General features: G+C 42.5%; 19 protein-coding genes. 1 reads left to right on the top strand and 18 read right to left on the bottom strand.

Annotated elements, in window-relative coordinates; genetic code table 11:
* Nucleotides 1-16: 16 nt before the first annotated feature.
* The 6 genes from ABDZ72_RS11295 to ABDZ72_RS11270 are packed head-to-tail and all read right to left on the bottom strand — an operon-like array spanning nt 17 to nt 4943.
* Entirely contained in the window at nt 17-1006 is a 990-nt protein-coding gene (locus ABDZ72_RS11295; RefSeq protein ID WP_343753126.1) for a biotin--[acetyl-CoA-carboxylase] ligase, read from the bottom strand.
* Entirely contained in the window at nt 982-2196 is a 1215-nt protein-coding gene (locus ABDZ72_RS11290; protein WP_343753124.1) for a CCA tRNA nucleotidyltransferase, read from the bottom strand. The genes ABDZ72_RS11295 and ABDZ72_RS11290 overlap by 25 nt, the downstream gene beginning before the upstream one ends.
* Nucleotides 2197-2205: 9 nt before the next feature.
* Entirely contained in the window at nt 2206-3327 is a 1122-nt protein-coding gene (gene bshA / locus ABDZ72_RS11285; RefSeq protein ID WP_343753122.1) for an N-acetyl-alpha-D-glucosaminyl L-malate synthase BshA, read from the bottom strand.
* On the bottom strand, nt 3324-3746 hold the full coding sequence (locus ABDZ72_RS11280) for a methylglyoxal synthase (protein ID WP_343753120.1): 423 nt from the start codon (nt 3744-3746) through the stop codon (nt 3324-3326). Before ABDZ72_RS11280 ends, bshA begins: the two co-directional genes overlap by 4 nt.
* Before the next feature lie 11 nt (nt 3747-3757).
* Nucleotides 3758-4564 carry a 4-hydroxy-tetrahydrodipicolinate reductase gene (gene dapB, locus ABDZ72_RS11275; RefSeq protein WP_343753118.1) on the bottom strand — a complete coding sequence of 269 codons (807 nt, stop codon included), beginning with the start codon at nt 4562-4564 and terminating at the stop codon, nt 3758-3760.
* A gap of 34 nt (nt 4565-4598) precedes the next feature.
* The gene (locus tag ABDZ72_RS11270) at nt 4599-4943 is read right to left on the bottom strand and encodes a nucleotide pyrophosphohydrolase (protein ID WP_343753116.1); all 345 of its coding nucleotides are present in this window, start codon (nt 4941-4943) and stop codon (nt 4599-4601) included.
* Nucleotides 4944-5125: 182 nt separating this feature from the next.
* Here ABDZ72_RS11270 and ABDZ72_RS11265 point away from each other — a divergent pair, with 182 nt between their 5' ends.
* Nucleotides 5126-5998 carry a YitT family protein gene (locus ABDZ72_RS11265; RefSeq protein ID WP_343753114.1) on the top strand — a complete coding sequence of 291 codons (873 nt, stop codon included), beginning with the start codon at nt 5126-5128 and terminating at the stop codon, nt 5996-5998.
* Nucleotides 5999-6087: 89 nt separating this feature from the next.
* Here the strand turns inward: ABDZ72_RS11265 and ABDZ72_RS11260 are convergent, their stop codons facing one another.
* The 12 genes from ABDZ72_RS11260 to hisC form a co-directional block, all read right to left on the bottom strand.
* Entirely contained in the window at nt 6088-6771 is a 684-nt protein-coding gene (locus ABDZ72_RS11260) for a zinc metallopeptidase (RefSeq protein ID WP_343753112.1), read from the bottom strand.
* Between the two features lie 63 nt (nt 6772-6834).
* Entirely contained in the window at nt 6835-7095 is a 261-nt protein-coding gene (locus ABDZ72_RS11255; protein ID WP_343753110.1) for a sporulation protein YpjB, read from the bottom strand.
* 62 nt (nt 7096-7157) lie between these two features.
* The gene (lhaT, locus tag ABDZ72_RS11250) at nt 7158-7748 is read right to left on the bottom strand and encodes a lipoprotein heptaprenylglyceryl N-acetyltransferase LhaT (RefSeq protein WP_343753108.1); all 591 of its coding nucleotides are present in this window, start codon (nt 7746-7748) and stop codon (nt 7158-7160) included.
* Nucleotides 7749-7888: 140 nt separating this feature from the next.
* The gene (locus ABDZ72_RS11245) at nt 7889-8659 is read right to left on the bottom strand and encodes a menaquinol-cytochrome c reductase cytochrome b/c subunit (RefSeq protein ID WP_343753106.1); all 771 of its coding nucleotides are present in this window, start codon (nt 8657-8659) and stop codon (nt 7889-7891) included.
* A 17-nt stretch (nt 8660-8676) separates the two neighbouring features.
* On the bottom strand, nt 8677-9351 hold the full coding sequence (qcrB, locus tag ABDZ72_RS11240; protein WP_343753104.1) for a menaquinol-cytochrome c reductase cytochrome b subunit: 675 nt from the start codon (nt 9349-9351) through the stop codon (nt 8677-8679).
* Between the two features lie 6 nt (nt 9352-9357).
* The gene (locus ABDZ72_RS11235; protein WP_343753101.1) at nt 9358-9873 is read right to left on the bottom strand and encodes a QcrA and Rieske domain-containing protein; all 516 of its coding nucleotides are present in this window, start codon (nt 9871-9873) and stop codon (nt 9358-9360) included.
* Between the two features lie 125 nt (nt 9874-9998).
* Nucleotides 9999-10475 (bottom strand): DUF2487 family protein, encoded by a 477-nt coding sequence (locus ABDZ72_RS11230; RefSeq protein WP_343753099.1) that lies wholly within the window; start codon nt 10473-10475, stop codon nt 9999-10001.
* A gap of 97 nt (nt 10476-10572) precedes the next feature.
* The gene (locus ABDZ72_RS11225; protein ID WP_343753096.1) at nt 10573-11139 is read right to left on the bottom strand and encodes a ReoY family proteolytic degradation factor; all 567 of its coding nucleotides are present in this window, start codon (nt 11137-11139) and stop codon (nt 10573-10575) included.
* A gap of 33 nt (nt 11140-11172) precedes the next feature.
* Nucleotides 11173-12438 (bottom strand): tetratricopeptide repeat protein, encoded by a 1266-nt coding sequence (locus ABDZ72_RS11220; RefSeq protein ID WP_343753094.1) that lies wholly within the window; start codon nt 12436-12438, stop codon nt 11173-11175.
* A 95-nt stretch (nt 12439-12533) separates the two neighbouring features.
* Nucleotides 12534-13817, bottom strand: a complete 1284-nt coding sequence (aroA, locus tag ABDZ72_RS11215; protein ID WP_343753741.1) for a 3-phosphoshikimate 1-carboxyvinyltransferase — start codon at nt 13815-13817, stop codon at nt 12534-12536.
* Nucleotides 13818-13847: 30 nt separating this feature from the next.
* Nucleotides 13848-14948: a prephenate dehydrogenase gene (locus tag ABDZ72_RS11210; RefSeq protein WP_343753092.1), complete on the bottom strand. Its 1101-nt coding sequence runs from the start codon at nt 14946-14948 to the stop codon at nt 13848-13850.
* Between the two features lie 5 nt (nt 14949-14953).
* Entirely contained in the window at nt 14954-16051 is a 1098-nt protein-coding gene (gene hisC / locus ABDZ72_RS11205; RefSeq protein WP_343753090.1) for a histidinol-phosphate transaminase, read from the bottom strand.
* Nucleotide 16052 lies beyond the last annotated feature (1 nt).

Genomic DNA, 16052 nt, shown 5'->3' with positions numbered 1-16052 from the left:
GCTAATTTAGAATGATTTATGCGTCATCGGGGAACCATTCCATTTCACCCGAATATATCTTTTTTGGTTCATTATCATCCATCTGTGCCAGTAGCGCACCATCATCCGCAATTCCGGAAAATACTGCAGTCCATACATTCCGTGCTGTTCGGATGCGGATGGTTTCCCCTAACCTATACCCGTAAGATTCCCATTTGGCCCTGATCGGTTGAAACCCAGATTGCATAAACGTATCATACAATTGTTCCAAGCGCAGTAACATATGTTGAATTAAGCCTTTGACTTGGTAATGGTCCCCTGTTTCCCGCTTAATTGATGTTGCTTTTTCATTCAGTTCCGCTGGGAAGTCACCCTGTGTGTGATTCACATTGACACCTATCCCGATAACGACATATTGTACTCTGTCCTCTTCCGCCTGCATTTCAGTCAATATGCCCGCTGCCTTTTTATGATTAATGAGAATATCATTCGGCCATTTAATGCTTGGTTCTGCATCCGTGTATGACGCCAGAACATCGGCAATAGCAGCAGCTGTCATCAAGGTTAGCTGAGGAGCATGGACAGGGGGGATTCCCGGCCGCAGTATGACACTCATCCAAATGCCCTGATGGCTTGCGGAATGCCATTGTCTGTCCATTCTTCCTTTTCCCCATGTCTGTTCATCAGCTATGACTACTGTTCCATTCGGCGCTCCATGGAGTGCTTCTTGATGAGCAGCGGATTGTGTGGAATCCATGACTTTTTTATGCGTCATATTTTTTCCGAGCCATTGTGTTTTCAAACCCCAAAAAATGGTGTTTTCACTGACTTTATCCGGTGATCTGACAATCCGGTACCCTTTTCGACGAACCCCTTCAATGACATAGCCATCCTTTTCTAATTCCTTCATATGTTTCCAAATGGCACTGCGGGAAATATGCAATTCCTCGGATAGCTTTTGACCGGAAATATAATGATGTTCATTCATATTTAACAATTCAATCAATCGATAACGTGTTGATGCCATTTTATCCAGTCCCTTATTCCATATTTATCATTGTGCAAATGACCGGTAACGACATGTTTTTCAATTTTGTTCAACAGATCGCCTATCCAGGAACCTGGTTCTTTATTTGGAAAAAGCGCTCGAATATCTGTGCCATCTATTGCCAGATTACGTTTGGAGTCAATTGGCAATTCGTGTTCGATAGCCGTAATATCCTGCTGACAATAAATTGAGTCGAAAAACATCCTTATCAATACTGTGAAATCTTTATAACAACCAGCAGGCAAACAATAGACAAGCCACCGACTCAGCCCGTCAGTCTCAAAACGACTCATCGCTTCATGCAGTTCACTCGCTTGGTGTTTCACTTTATTGGAACATTTCCATCTCTTAACCCATTCGTGAATGGAGACATCGGGCTCCAGTCTGTAAAACATCGTAATAACGGCACCAAACGTTTGTAATGGCATAACCGGTTCCGGTAGTTTATCTATTAGATTGGGGTAAGCGCCAATAATGGGCATATGGTTGTGAATGGCGGTTACACGTAAATCGTCCATTCCCATTTGTACACAAGCACCAGAAAAAAATTTTCCCATTTCTTCAGCAATCCGTTCCACAGCGACTGTTTCAATGTCTTGTTTAACGGCTATCATGGCATCCCGTGTTTCCGGAGCAATCGAAAATCCGAGTTGACCGGAGAAGCGAATGGCACGAATAATGCGCAAAGGATCTTCCCGGAATCGGTCCACTCCATTGCCAACGGTGCGTATCAACCCTTTCCGAATATCTTCACGCCCGTTAAATAAATCAACAATATGGCCGTCTATATCCATAGCAAGTGCGTTTATGGTGAAATCTCGCCGTTTTAGATCTGCATCAATTGTTTGCATAAACCGAACGGTGTCGGGATGGCGCTGATCCGAATAATCACCGTCCGTACGGAATGTGGTCACCTCATAGGACTGATGGGCATAACGAACGATAACTGTGCCATGTTCTAATCCGACCGGGATCACTTTATCAAAAATCTGTCGAACGTTTTCCGGAGAAGCAGAAGTCGCAATGTCAATATCGCCTATATCCTGACCATTCAATAAATCACGGACACATCCACCCACAAAATACGCTTTATACCCATTGTTTTGTAAGATCATTAGTATATCCATTGCTTGGGTCAATCGTTCAGGAAATATCACCGTATCACCCATTTTTCTTTCTTAATCCATCAGTCTATCATATACATCAACATACTGCTGCACAATTGATTGTGAATAGAAGTTTTCCCTGGCATGTAGCAATGCATTTTGAGAAAAGCGTTCCAGTTCGCTTTCGTTTCGAAGCAAATAAACGGCATAATCAGCGGCGCTGTTTGTATCACCTAATTCAACAACAAATCCGGTTTCATTGTGTTTAATCACTTCAGGTATCCCGCCGACGTTGGTTCCGATGCAGGGTACTTGACACGACATCGCTTCCAGGAGAACCAGACCGAAACTTTCCTTTTCAGACATAAGCAATTTTAAATCGGAAATGGAAAATAAGTCACTGACATTTTTTTGTTTGCCTAAAAACAGAACACTTTCTGTTAAACCCAACTGACGGACTAACTGGTACATGGATGAATATTCCGGACCATCCCCAACTAAAAGCAACTTAGCACTCATTTTATCATGGATATCGCGGAATGTATAAATAACATCCTGAACACGTTTCACTTTTCGGAAATTAGATGTATGGATAATTACTTTTTCATTCGGTTGTATGCCATATTGCCGGCGTATTCCGGGCAACGTTTTTTTCTCATAGTTTTCCTCATTGACAAAATTATAAATAACGTCAATGTCTTTACTTACTCCGAGCATCTCTTTTGTTTGGTTGACAAGACTTTTAGAAACAGCTGTGACACCATCAGACTGTTCAATGCCATGCTGAATCATTTTCTGAAGCGCGTTGTCAATACCAAGAACTGTAATATCAGTTCCATGCAAGGTGGTTACAATTTTCACATCACGTTCAGCAATGTCTCTTGCTAAAATCGCACAAATAGCATGCGGCATAGCATAGTGAACATGCAAAATATCCAGTTTTTCCTGATCGATCACCTCAGCCATCTTATTGGCCAGGACAAGGTCAAACGGAGGGTATTGAAAAACAGGATAATGACTGACCTCCACCTCATGGTAAAAAATGTTGGGATGAATATGATTCAACCGAAATGGTAGACTCGTTGTGATAAAATGAATCTCATGACCGAGTTCAGCCATTTTCATCCCTAATTCTGTGGCAATCACACCCGATCCCCCCAGCGTCGGATAACACGTTATTCCTATTTTTTTCATGGGTCATTACCTTCTCGTTCAGTTATATTTGTTTCTTCAGACGAAACGATTTGACCGCGTTCTAACGCAGCAATCAAAATCTCACCCGCAGCACGATTCGTAGCCAGTGGGATTAAATGAACATCACAAAGACGCATTAATGCACTGACATCAGGCTCATGCGGCTGTGCTGTTAGCGGGTCCCTGAAAAAAATAACAGCATCCATTTCTTTGCTCGCAATTTTAGCTCCAATTTGCTGATCACCACCGTGCGGACCTGACTGAAAACAATGTACTGAAAGGCCGGTTTCTTCACCAATTCGTTTGCCTGTCGTTCCGGTGGCAAAAAGGCGGTGGTTCCATAGTACATCACGGTACGCCACAGTAAAATGAATGATGTCTTCTTTCTTTTTATCATGTGCAATCAATGCAATATTCATGGGCATCCCGCCTAATCAAGTATGTTTTCCAATCCATAAACCAGCCTGTCCAAATCTTCCACTTTTCGGATACAAAGTTTCACCCCTTCCATAAATGAGGCACGATTATAAGAATCATGCTTAATGGTGAGCCCTTGCCCGGGACTGCCGAACAGTACCTCCTGATGAGCGACAAGCCCTGGAAGACGGACGCTATGAATATGAATGCCGTCTGTTTCGGCACCCCGTGCACCGTCAAGTGTTTCTTTTTCATCGGGATGGCCCTGCTGCTTGTTTTCCCGATTTTCCTGCATCATAGCAGCTGTTTTAACAGCCGTTCCCGATGGTGCATCCAGCTTTTGATCATGATGTTTCTCGATAATTTCCACATCAGGCAAATACTTGGCGGCTGTTTTGGCAAATTGCATCATTAACACCGCTCCAACAGCAAAGTTTGGTGCGATGATACACCCCGTCCCATGTGTCATTGATAAATCCTGTAACGCAGCCAATTGGTCATCCGAAAAACCTGATGTGCCCACAACTGGGCGGATGCCGTACAATAAAGCCAGTTTTGTATGTTCAAAACCTGCGCCGGGAACCGTTAAATCAACAAACACATCAGCATCCATTTCTTGAAAACATGTTTCCGGATTTTCAAATATAGGAACATCCAGTGCTGGAAGTCCATTAGTATCTTGAATATCCTTTATGCTTTTCCCACCGTTTTTGCGATCAATACAGGCGATAAGATCGTAGGATGGTTCTTTATCAACCATCTGGACGGCCTCGGCTCCCATCTTCCCTCTTGGTCCTGCTATAATTATTTTTTTAGTCATTGATTACCCTCCTGCTGAACAGCATATCGTGCCTTTATGAATCCTTTTTCGTCCACCGGTCACTGTCCCTCGTTTCGAACTTTTGCATGGACCGATCGAATGCGTTTGACATATCTATATCAAGTGAATTGGCAAAACATGTAAGAACAAACAGAACATCGCCAAGTTCTTCTTCCATCGCTTTTGGATGCTCAGACGCTTTTTTCGGTTTTTCCCCATACAAGTGATTGACTTCCCGGGCAAGTTCTCCGGTTTCTTCACTCAGTCGTGCCATTAAACTGAGCGGTGAGAAATATCCCTCTTTGAATTGTCCTATGTACTGATGAACCCGATTCTGTATGTCATTGGTACGGTATAACGATTTCTCAGACGATGACATCTGTATCGCTCCTCATCTGTTTTTTTGGATATACAATCTTCTATTATGGTAGCTAAAAGGCGTCCATTTGACAAATCATACACTTGATCAGCATCGCGTTGTTCTTTTGCTTTAAATTGGCTATAATAGGAAAAGCGCACGTAAATCCTAATGGAAACGCAGCTGAACGGAGGTATGACCCATTGATTTTTGGTTTAAACGTTAAAAATATTGCTTTTATTTTATTGGGTTCAGCAATATTTGCATTTGGCATCGTTCATTTTAACATGCAAAATAGCCTTGGTGAGGGCGGCTTCACCGGTATTACACTCCTCTTTTATTTTCTCTGGGGATGGGATCCTGCTATTTCAAATATCGTCCTGAACGTGCCTATCTTTTTTATCGGTTGGAAGTATCTTGGACGCAACGCATTTTTGTATACAATTATTGGAACGTTGGCTGTATCATTATTTCTCTCTATTTTTCAAATTAATCCATTTGACATGGATTTGGAATCCGATATGACACTTGTCGCTTTGTTCGCAGGCGTATTTATCGGCATAGGCCTTGGTATCATATTCCGTTATGGCGGAACAACAGGCGGTGTAGATATTATCGCCCGAATTGTTCATAAGTACGCAGGCTGGACCATGGGACGGACAATGTTTCTTTTTGACTTTTGTGTTATTGCTACGTCGATTTTTACATTTCTTGATATGGTACAAGGGATGTATACGCTTGTGGCGGTCTATATTGGTGCAAGGGTCATTGATTTTATCCAAGAAGGTGCGTATGCAGCACGCGGGGCTACCATCATTTCCAGCAAAAGTGAGCAAATAGCGGAGAATATTCTTAAAGAAATGGATCGCGGTGTAACAGTGTTAAATGGCAAAGGAAGCTTCACAGGTAAAGACCGGGAAGTGCTGTATTGCATCGTCGGAAGAAATGAGATTGTCAAGCTGAAGAACATTATCACGGATATCGATTCCCATGCGTTTGTTGCGATAAGTTCCGTACACGATGTTGCAGGGGAAGGGTTCACGCTTGATGAAAACAAAAATCCGTTGAACGACTGAGAATGGTCGCTTATATTTAAAAAGTGCCGCAATCCTGAACAGAACACGGCACTTTGTTGCATATATAACCCATAACGTTTAGCAGGGGATTATTCACCACTTGCTGCGTAAAGTAAAATAAACCGAAGTAATTCAGCAACAGCTACAAGTGCAGCAGCTACATATGTCATCGCTGCAGCATTAAGCACTTTTTTCGTTTCCCGTTCTTCATTATTTCGTATGATGCCTGTGGAAACAAGTTGTGTCATGGCCCGATTGGACGCATCAAATTCAACTGGCAATGTGACCAATTGAAATAACACAGCAACCGAAAAGAACACAATGCCCAATAGAAAGAGTCCCTGACTGAAAATCATTCCAGCAATAATCAGGAAAATAGCCATATTCGACCCTGTTGACGCGATAGGAGCCAATGAAGATCGAAAACGCAGAAACGCGTAATCCCGTGCATCCTGAATAGCATGACCAACTTCGTGCGCTGCGATGGCCGAAGATGCCATTGACTGACCATGATAATTATCCTGTGAAAGGTTCACTGTTTTTTTCCTTGGGTCATAATGATCGGAAAGAAACCCCTTTGTTTCCTTTACCGTTACATCAAAAATACCATTATCATTAAGAATTTGACGGGCAACTTCTGCACCGGTCATATGGGATGATGTCGCTTTTTTGGAGTATTTTTTATACGTGCTTTTTACCTTGGATTGCGCCCATAAAGGTATAATCATCAATAGTGCAATGTATATTAAATAGCCACCCAGTCCACCAAGCATTGTCATTCCTCCATTGTAATGCGAATTCTATATGGTCAATTATAGTCAAACAATGAACGTAAGTCAACTATTTTCATCGTCATCTGTTTGCTTTTTTGCTTCTGCCTTATATTTTTTCCAGCCGACATAGGTTAATGTGATAGCAATGGACCCGCCAACGATTCCGACAATCCAGTAAAAGGGGATCATCTTAACATCGCCGGCTGCTTTCGATGCGGTATACGAATGCTCTGCAGAAACAAGTAATGGTGTACGTAACAGCAAACTGATGTATACGCCTGAAACAGCAATCAGTATGCACCTGACAACAAACATTCTATTCATGGTGTCACCTCACATAACATCTTCAACACTAATGTATGAGCGGATTCACCAATATATAACAGTTAAGCCAACACATTTTTTCGTTTAATGGTGAGCCAGTAAGCGACCCCAATTGACAAAATACTAAGCCAAAAAGTGACATAGCCAATTTCATTCATATACATTTGAATAGATTCATAAACAGGCATTTGTTCAAACACATAATCAATGACATCGTTGTGCAGTATCCAGATTGCGGCGACAACAATATGACGCCATTTAATGGCATAAAACGGTGCATAGAGCAATCCTTGAACAGCCATAGCTCCATGCGAAACCATAAGCATATAACCTGTCCATTCAAGTGAGCCGTCAATAATTAATGTCAACCCATTCATGAGAACAGCCCAAATGCCATATTTGAATAGCGTTATCATTGCAAGGGCTTCGATATAGGGGATATTCCGGTTAAACAGAAAAAATAGCAAAAATATGGTAAAAAATAGGCTGGCTGCCGGACTATCCGGAACAAACGGAACAAAGATGTCCGGTGTTTCATATACTTGATAACGATACCAGTAAAAGCCATAAATAGTGCCTAATAAATTTATCCAAAACAGAGTAAACAAAAAACGTTTATCGACGAGGATGTAACGTGTAATGTACCGTATCATGTTTCAAATCCCTTCTTTATGATAAGCATAATAAGAAACAGCATTGCTAACGTTCTCATGAATGATCAGATCAACCTTAAAAAACACCTTCACCAATCAGTTTGGCAAAGGTGTTTCCCATCATAATACGTCCGTTCATTCTATTCTTTTCCGACAGATACAATGAAATCTGCCAATTTTTTCAGTTCTTCATCCGACCCTGTGAATTGCCCGGGCGGCATATCACCTATACCATCTCGTGCAATCTTAGCAACTTCGTCAGCGGATTGGTCGACACCGACAAGCGAGGGTCCCATACCTCCCTGAAGTTCTTTACCGTGACAACTCATGCAATTGTTTTTATAGAGGCCATAACCTTCGGAATCTTTATCAATTTTAGCTTGTTCGGATGGAGGGATCGGCTTGTTAGCTTCGGCACGTTGTTCCCAATCAACATCCGCCGCTGATTTATATGTTAGCCACATGGCGGAGGTGAGTGCCAAAAGCATCATACCGACTGCAATCGGTCGCTGATGCGGCCTTCTTCCCGGCCCTTTATCAAGAAATGGAGCCAGGAGCAGTCCACCAAATGCCAATCCGGGTATAACCAGAATACCGATTAAAACATAAGGTCCACTGGCAAAATCAAACTTAAGCAATTCATACAGAAACAGAAAATACCAGTCCGGTAATGGAATGTATCCGGCAGCAGTTGGGTCCGCCAAACCTTCCAACGAAGGAGGATTGGCAAGTGTCATACACAAGAAACCGACCAAAAATACAGAACCTGCCAGCCATTCTTTTAACAAAAAGTTGGGCCAGAACGCTTCCGTTCTTCCAGGGTACTCTGAATAGTCTTTTGGTATATTTGATTTGCGTTCAGAGGATATACGTGAATCCCCGACAAACTTCATTCCTTTACCCTTATGCACAGCTTAACCTCCTTTATTTATAATGGTCCGGATATTCCTTGTCTGCGGATCAATATGAAGTGTGCGCCCAACAGGACGAACATTGCTGCAGGCAGGAAGAAAACATGAATGGCGAAGAATCGGGCAAGCGTCTGTGCGCCAACAATTTCTTCATCTCCAGCCAACAGTGACCTGATTTCTTGACCAACAATAGGAACATCTTCTGCAATGTTCAAACCGACTTCAGTTGCGAAATAGGCTTTGTTATCCCAAGGCAGCAGATAACCCGTAAAACCAAGACCGAGGATGATGAAGAACAAAAGTACTCCTACAATCCAATTCAATTCACGCGGCTTTTTGTAGGCTCCCTGGAAAAATACACGCAATGTATGTAACAAGAGCATCACGATAACAACACTGGCTCCCCAATGATGCATGCCCCGAACGATTTGTCCATGTGCAACTTCTGTCTGTAAATAATAAACAGAACGCCATGCGTTTTCAATATCCGGTACATAATACATGGTCAAAAACATACCTGATATAATTTGGATGACTACCACGAAAAATGTCAATCCTCCAAAGCAATAAACAAAGGCAGAAAAGTGGTGGGCCGGATTAACATGTTCCGGAACTTCGTGGTCCGCAATATCACGCCATATGGGCGTAACGTCAACACGCTCGTCTATCCAGTCATAGATCTTTTGCAGCATCGCTTTCTACTCCTCCTCTCTTGGCTGTGCTTTACCAAGGTATAACATCCCGTTTTCGACTTTATGTTCATAGATGTCCAATCCTGCGGTCGGTGGCGTATTCGGGACGTTCACACCGCTCTTGTAATAGCGCCCGCCATGACAAGGGCAATAAAACTCATCGGGATAATCATCACTGCCTTCCCATGAAACAAAACAGCCTAAATGTTTACAAATCGGGGAAAGTGCAACGATATCTCCATTTTCCTTCTTATAAACCCAAGCGGCTTTCGTCACTTTGGATTCATACCATCCATCCACTTGATCGATCTTCCACTCGACACGCTGCGGTTCGTTTGTAATGTCCTCAACAGCCAGTTTTACGTTTGTGTAGTCACCGGATGCGGAACTTTTCTGAAGTACCGGGTCAATCGCCATGCGAAGTGGTGAAACAATCAATCCGGCAGCCATGAAGCCTCCTGCTCCAGTAAGTGTATAGTTCAGAAACTGCCGGCGGGATACCGATTTTTTGTCTTCACTCATGATTTTCCCCCCTCTATACATTTTTCACGGACAAAATTATGAAATCAGTTTACTAGGACACTACCATGATAGCGCAAACGATGTGGCGGGTCAATATAAATTCATTGTTACGGATGACGATTGAGCTATGTTTTCAGATCGTCATGCCAATAACTTTTAATAAGATCACTGACCTCTCCCACCTGCTCTTTAATAATTGGTTGCATATTCTCAGGATCGGAATCATTACCAGCTGTTAAAGGCAACCAGATCAAGGTTCCAGGAAGTGCTTGTTCATGCTTTTTCCAACCGGAATCGGACGTTATAAAAAAAACATGGAAAAACGGCTGAGCTTGTATATCCCGAATCCAAGTACGCAGACGATTCAATTCCGATTCTTTATCGGCGGATTTTAAATACCGATAACCAGGTATCATCATTATTCTGCCGGTAAGTTCTCTTTCCAATTCGCGTAAAAACACCGCCTGTGCTTCAGATTGAAATGCATCCTTTTCAAGACTTGCATCATAAGATAATTGAAAAGGAAGCAATGGTACAATGGCTGTATCCACATATTCCTTTGCCTGAACAAATTGCTGCAAATCATTTTTCATCCATTCCATAGTGTCCTCCCTGCTTCAGTATCTATTCTCTCCATCATGGAAAATGATCATTATTGTCTATTATGCGAAGGAACCAAAAAAAAATCAACCTATCCAATCAGAAATCAGGCTGATTTAATCTGCTATTATCGACATGATTAAGCTGGTCGACAAGGTCGAAAAACGTATGTCGGTCTCTTTTATCAAGTGCATAATCAATTCTTTTCTCCAAAACTGTGCGTCGATACGTATATATGGTGAAATCAAGTATTTGTTTCGCTGCATCTTTATCATGGTTGGTAATGAAATAGTCATCCGAAATAAACGGATTCTCCTCAAGAACGGCCGCATAACGACTGTTCTGATGGGATTTTTTGAAATTTAATTGAATATATAATGAATCTTGCCGGTTCATGCGAATATCATGAAACGATTTCTCAGCATCCGTTGTGACAAGCTGTTTTTTATAGAAACGGAAAGGAACGTCCTCTGAGCATTGGCTGGTTATGATGAGTCCTCTTGGGCAATATTTTGCTTCACGAACAAAGTGAGTGTTTTCCAACAAATTGGGATAATTGACTATATAATTTAAAATCCATACACTTTCCCGTTTTTTTAACTGATAATGATTTAAAAACCACCGAATAAAGCTTTTTTTGTCTTGTACGGAAACAGGAGTTTGCATCACAATAACCTCCCTCACGCTCCATTTGGATCATTACGCATCACGCGTATCTTTCAGCCTGGAAACATACTCTTCTATGTCAGCATCGAGCGGCTGCAGTTGCAGATATGTTTCTAACAATTCAATCGCGTCCTCAAACCTCCCTTCTTCGGCAAGAAAATAGCCGTATTCCCTCAGAAAGTCACTGTCTTGGTTTAAGCTATTATATGCCTCTTTATAATGGTTTAATGCATGGTTATAAGATTCCGTTTCGTTATAGGCGCGTGCAAGCTCCCACTCATAAATGGGGTCTTTTCCTTCTTCCTGACTTATTTCCGTAAGCAATTCGATAATATCATCATGTTTATCCTGCTGTTTTAACAGCTGAATTAAAAACAGAACAGCTTCTTTATAGTCCGGGTCAAGGGTAATGGCCTCACGTACCCACTTTTCGCTCTCATTATCGTTTTTAAGCTGATGGGCCATGGAGCCTGCGAAAAAGTATAATTCTTTATTGAATTCATCCACTTGAATACCTTGTAAGGCGGTGTCATATGCCTCCTGAATCATTTCCTCGGATTCATATGCTTTAGCCAATTGATAATACGCGGAATGATAATATACGTCCTGTTCCAACACATGTTTCCATGCTTTGATGGCGATATCCCTGCGCCCAGCATGCAGTGCCGTGAACCCATATTTAAATAACGTATCAGGATCTTCAGAGTCAACCTCCTGAAATATGTCGAGTGCAATCTCATATTCACCGGACGCTGCGTATGCTTCAGCAAGTCGATCATTGACCGATACATGGTTGACTTCTTTCATAACGGGCAAAACCTTTTCATAGTACGTAATGGCTTTTCGGTAATCACCGTTTGAAAATAGCAGCTCTCCAAGTGCAAAGTCGATAATCGGCTCATTGGGGTCGAAATGTTTTGCCGTCAACAACTTTTGTTCAGCTACCTCGAACAGACCCTGCGTTTGATAGAGATCGGCCAACTGTAATAACGCCTGAACATAATCGGGATCATCCTCTCCCACCTCATTCAGAAGATTAATGGCTTCTTCATCATAATCCTGTTCGATATAAACGTCCGCTAGCATAATTTTTATTTCATTTTCTTTCGGAAATTGATGCATCAGTTCATCTAAAATGTCGGCTGCCTCATTTAAAAATCCCCATTGCACATATAGTTCGGCAATCGTGAATTTTTCTTCATCATCGGCTTTCGGAAGGTAGTCCTCAAGGAGGGCTATGGCTTTTTCCATTTGCTTATTTTCCATTAAATGAACGGCTTCCATTATAGTGGTATCCATCCGGAACATCCTTTCTGCCTCAAACTCATTCATCCATCATACAGAATACAATAGGTTGATTCAATCGCAAACGAATCAGACTGCAATGATCGCGATTACGAATGAGTGATCCGGCGCAAATGTTGAAAAAAGTCAGGATAAGAAATAGCAATGGGTGAAATATCATCGATAACAAGTGTTTCTTCTGCAATTAGCGACGCAATGGCAAGCATCATAGCCATGCGGTGATCGTTATATGTTATAGTCCTGCCTCCGGTCAAAACGGATGTACCGTTAATCACCATTCCATCATCTGTTGGCCGAATGGATGCCCCTATTCTGTTCAACTCGTCCGCTGTTGCTTTTATCCGATCAGTCTCTTTCAAACGTAGTTCTTCGGCATCACGGATCTTTGTTTCACCATCCGCTTGCGTCGCTGCCAAAGCGAGTACTGGAATTTCATCAATAAGCCTTGGAATCATATCTCCTTCGATAACAGTACCATTCAGAGGACGTTGCCGAATGGTAATATCGCCCAATGGTTCACCGCCTGTAGTTTGTTTATTTGTGATATGGATTTCTGTTCCCATGCTGCTTAAAACATCCATTATCCCTGTCCGGCTGTGATTAAGACCGACACGGCGAAGGGTCAATTCACTTCCAGGAACAATGGCTGCAGCAACCATAAAAAACGCAGCGGAAGAAATATCACCAGGAACAGCCACGTCTGCAGCCGTTAACGATTTGTCACTGGACACTTGAATGCTGTGACCGTTTGCTGTTATGTCTGCACCAAATGCGCGGAGCATGTTTTCGGTATGGTTTCGCGAAGGCGTTTCTTCAATCACTTCGGTCGTTCCTGTTGCGAATAATCCACCCAGAAGTACAGCCGATTTCACCTGGGCACTTTTCACCGGGAGCCTGTAATGTATGCCTTGGAGGTTCCCGCCTCTAATGGCTAGTGGTAAATAATTCCCGTTGTTGCGCCCGTCAAAATGTCCACCCATTGTCGAAAGCGGTTTGACGACTCGATCCATGGGACGGCGTGTTAAATGCGGGTCCCCATACGCGGAAGTAAAAAACGGTAATCCGGCCAGAACTCCAAGCATTAACCTGGCCGTTGTCCCTGAATTGCCGAAATAAATTGGCTCTTCCGGCTCCAACAATGATGATGTGCCTTTTCCATGAATAATCAGTGATGTTTCGTTTTCCTCAATCAGGGTCCCCATCTGCCGGAAAGCTTCGATCGTGCGCCTCGTGTCTTCACTGGTCAGAAATTGTGTAATGGTTGTTGTACCGTTTGCAAGGGCTCCCAGTATAATCGACCGATGGGAGATCGATTTGTCCCCTGGCACCTGCATTTCCCCTGTTATTGGTGATGAAATTGGGGTAAGAGCCATTTCACTCAATTCGTTCACGCCCTTTTCGTGCTATTCTTCAAGCATTAATTCATATCCTTTGTCATGCAGCAATTGATAGCTTTTCTGTTGCTCTTCTTTCGTTGATACACTAAGACGTAACACACCTGTTATACCTTCTCTTATTTCAAGGATTCGTATGTTGGTAATACTGACATTTTCTTCAGCCAGCACACTGGCCACAGAGGCAATAGCGCCTGTTTGGTCCCGTATATCAACATAAAGATCATAAAATGACGGGATGGCACCCTTTTTCTTAGCACCAAGCCCGTCCCGGTATTCTTTTGCCTGTTTCAAATAGCCGGTGAGCTGTTCTTTATCATTCTCAAAAAGCATGTGTTTTAAGGACGCCATTTCTTCCATCCAATCGTCAATTAATTCAATCATTTTCCATTTATTATGATAGAAAATATCCTGCCATAGCTCAGGACTCCCAGAGGCGATTCTGGTCACGTCTCGAAATCCTCCAGCTGCAAGTTTAGGAATGTATGCATGGGTTTTTTGCCATTTATTGGCCTGCTGGACAAGTGCAGAAGCTATCAAATGCGGAAAATGTGATATGACACCAGCCATTTCATCGTGTTCATTTGCTGTTAAATATAAAAAATGGCTTTTGGCTCCTTGAAGCATGTCCCGCAGCTGAGATAGTGCGGATTCATCGGTCGATTCCGTTGGCGTTAATACATAAATGGCATTCTCGAAAAGGTGGTCTTTCGCTGCATTGACTCCCTTTTTGTGCGAACCGGCCATGGGATGTCCGCCTATAAATTGAATGCGGTCGTTTTGCAAATGGTTGGCCTCAGCCATGACTGGTTCTTTAACCGATGACACATCACTGACCAAGACATCATGATCAAACGTGATGGCGTCGAGTTTATGCATCATTTTAATCGTTTCTGTAATCGGGGCACCCAACACGATTAAGTCTGCTTTCTTGGCTGAAGCCGTTATATCTGTCCCAGACTCGTGAATGATACCGTGCAATCGTGCAAAATCGATAGTTTTCTGGTTTATGTCGTATCCGATAACGTGATAATCGTCTGATTTGGTAAAACATTTAGCTAATGAGCCGCCAATCAATCCCAAACCAATTACAAAAACAGTTTTGTTCACAATGATTACTCCTTATCCAGTTTGCCATTCATTTGGCGCAGAACGCCTTTCATATCTTCCATATCGTTTTCCTCACCAATCGTTACACGGATGGTACGGGGTGCACCGATGTCTTCCCCTGCTTTAACAATGAACCCATTCTCCAGTAAATGCTGATGCACACGCGTACCGCTTATAGGTGTTGATATGAGTAAAAAGTTTGTTTCCGAATCATAATATTGCCATCCAATCGTATCCAAAAAGTGCTCAAATGAATTTTTAATAGCGTGTGTATTTTGTAGTGTCTGCTCAAGAAACACATTATCCTGGATCGCCACGGATGCCGCTTCCTGAGCTAAAGACGATACGTTGAATGGCCCTCTAATAACATCCAACTTTTTAATCAATGATTCAGATGCTATGCCGTATCCCACTCTTAAGCCCGCCAAACCGTAAGCCTTGGAAAATGTGCGGAGAACAATCAAATTATCATACTTATCCAAATTGTTCAGCACATGAGGATCAGCATCTTTGCTCATGTATTCGTAATAAGCTTCATCCAGTACAACGAGAACATCAGATGGACAAGCATTCATAAACGTATAAAAATCATTTTCAGGGATAGCGCATCCCGTCGGATTATTTGGCGAGCAAAGCCATACAACAGTCGTCCGATCATCAATCGCATCAAGCATCCCAGATAAATCATGATACCCATCAATTAGGGGCACTTCCGTCACTTCTGCTCCCTCAATCCACGCCCCGTGCTTATATTGGGGAAAAGTTGGTGCAGCCATAACGGTGTTTGCACCAGGGTATAAAAAAGCTCGGGCAATCATTTGTACAATCTCATCTGTTCCAGCTCCAAACAGCAACTGCTTTTCGGATACATGCCATTTAGACGCTAAAGTCTTCCGCAATTCCGATGCATAACCATCCGGATAAAAATGATACGGAATCGTTGCCCCAGCCATATATGTATATACTTGATCGGAACAGCCGTATGGATTTTCATTGGACGCCAGTTTGACAATCCGGTTCAACCCATAGTCGTTCTTCACGTCGTCTATTCGTTTGCCGGGTTTATATGGTGTCATTTGTTCAAGTATATCTTTATTCCTCATC

This window comes from Lentibacillus halophilus (assembly GCF_039522485.1).
GTDB classification, from domain to species: Bacteria; Bacillota; Bacilli; order Bacillales; family Amphibacillaceae; genus Lentibacillus; species Lentibacillus halophilus.
The sequence above is the reverse complement of the archived record's forward strand: the minus strand, read 5'-3'. Positions and strand labels throughout refer to the sequence as shown.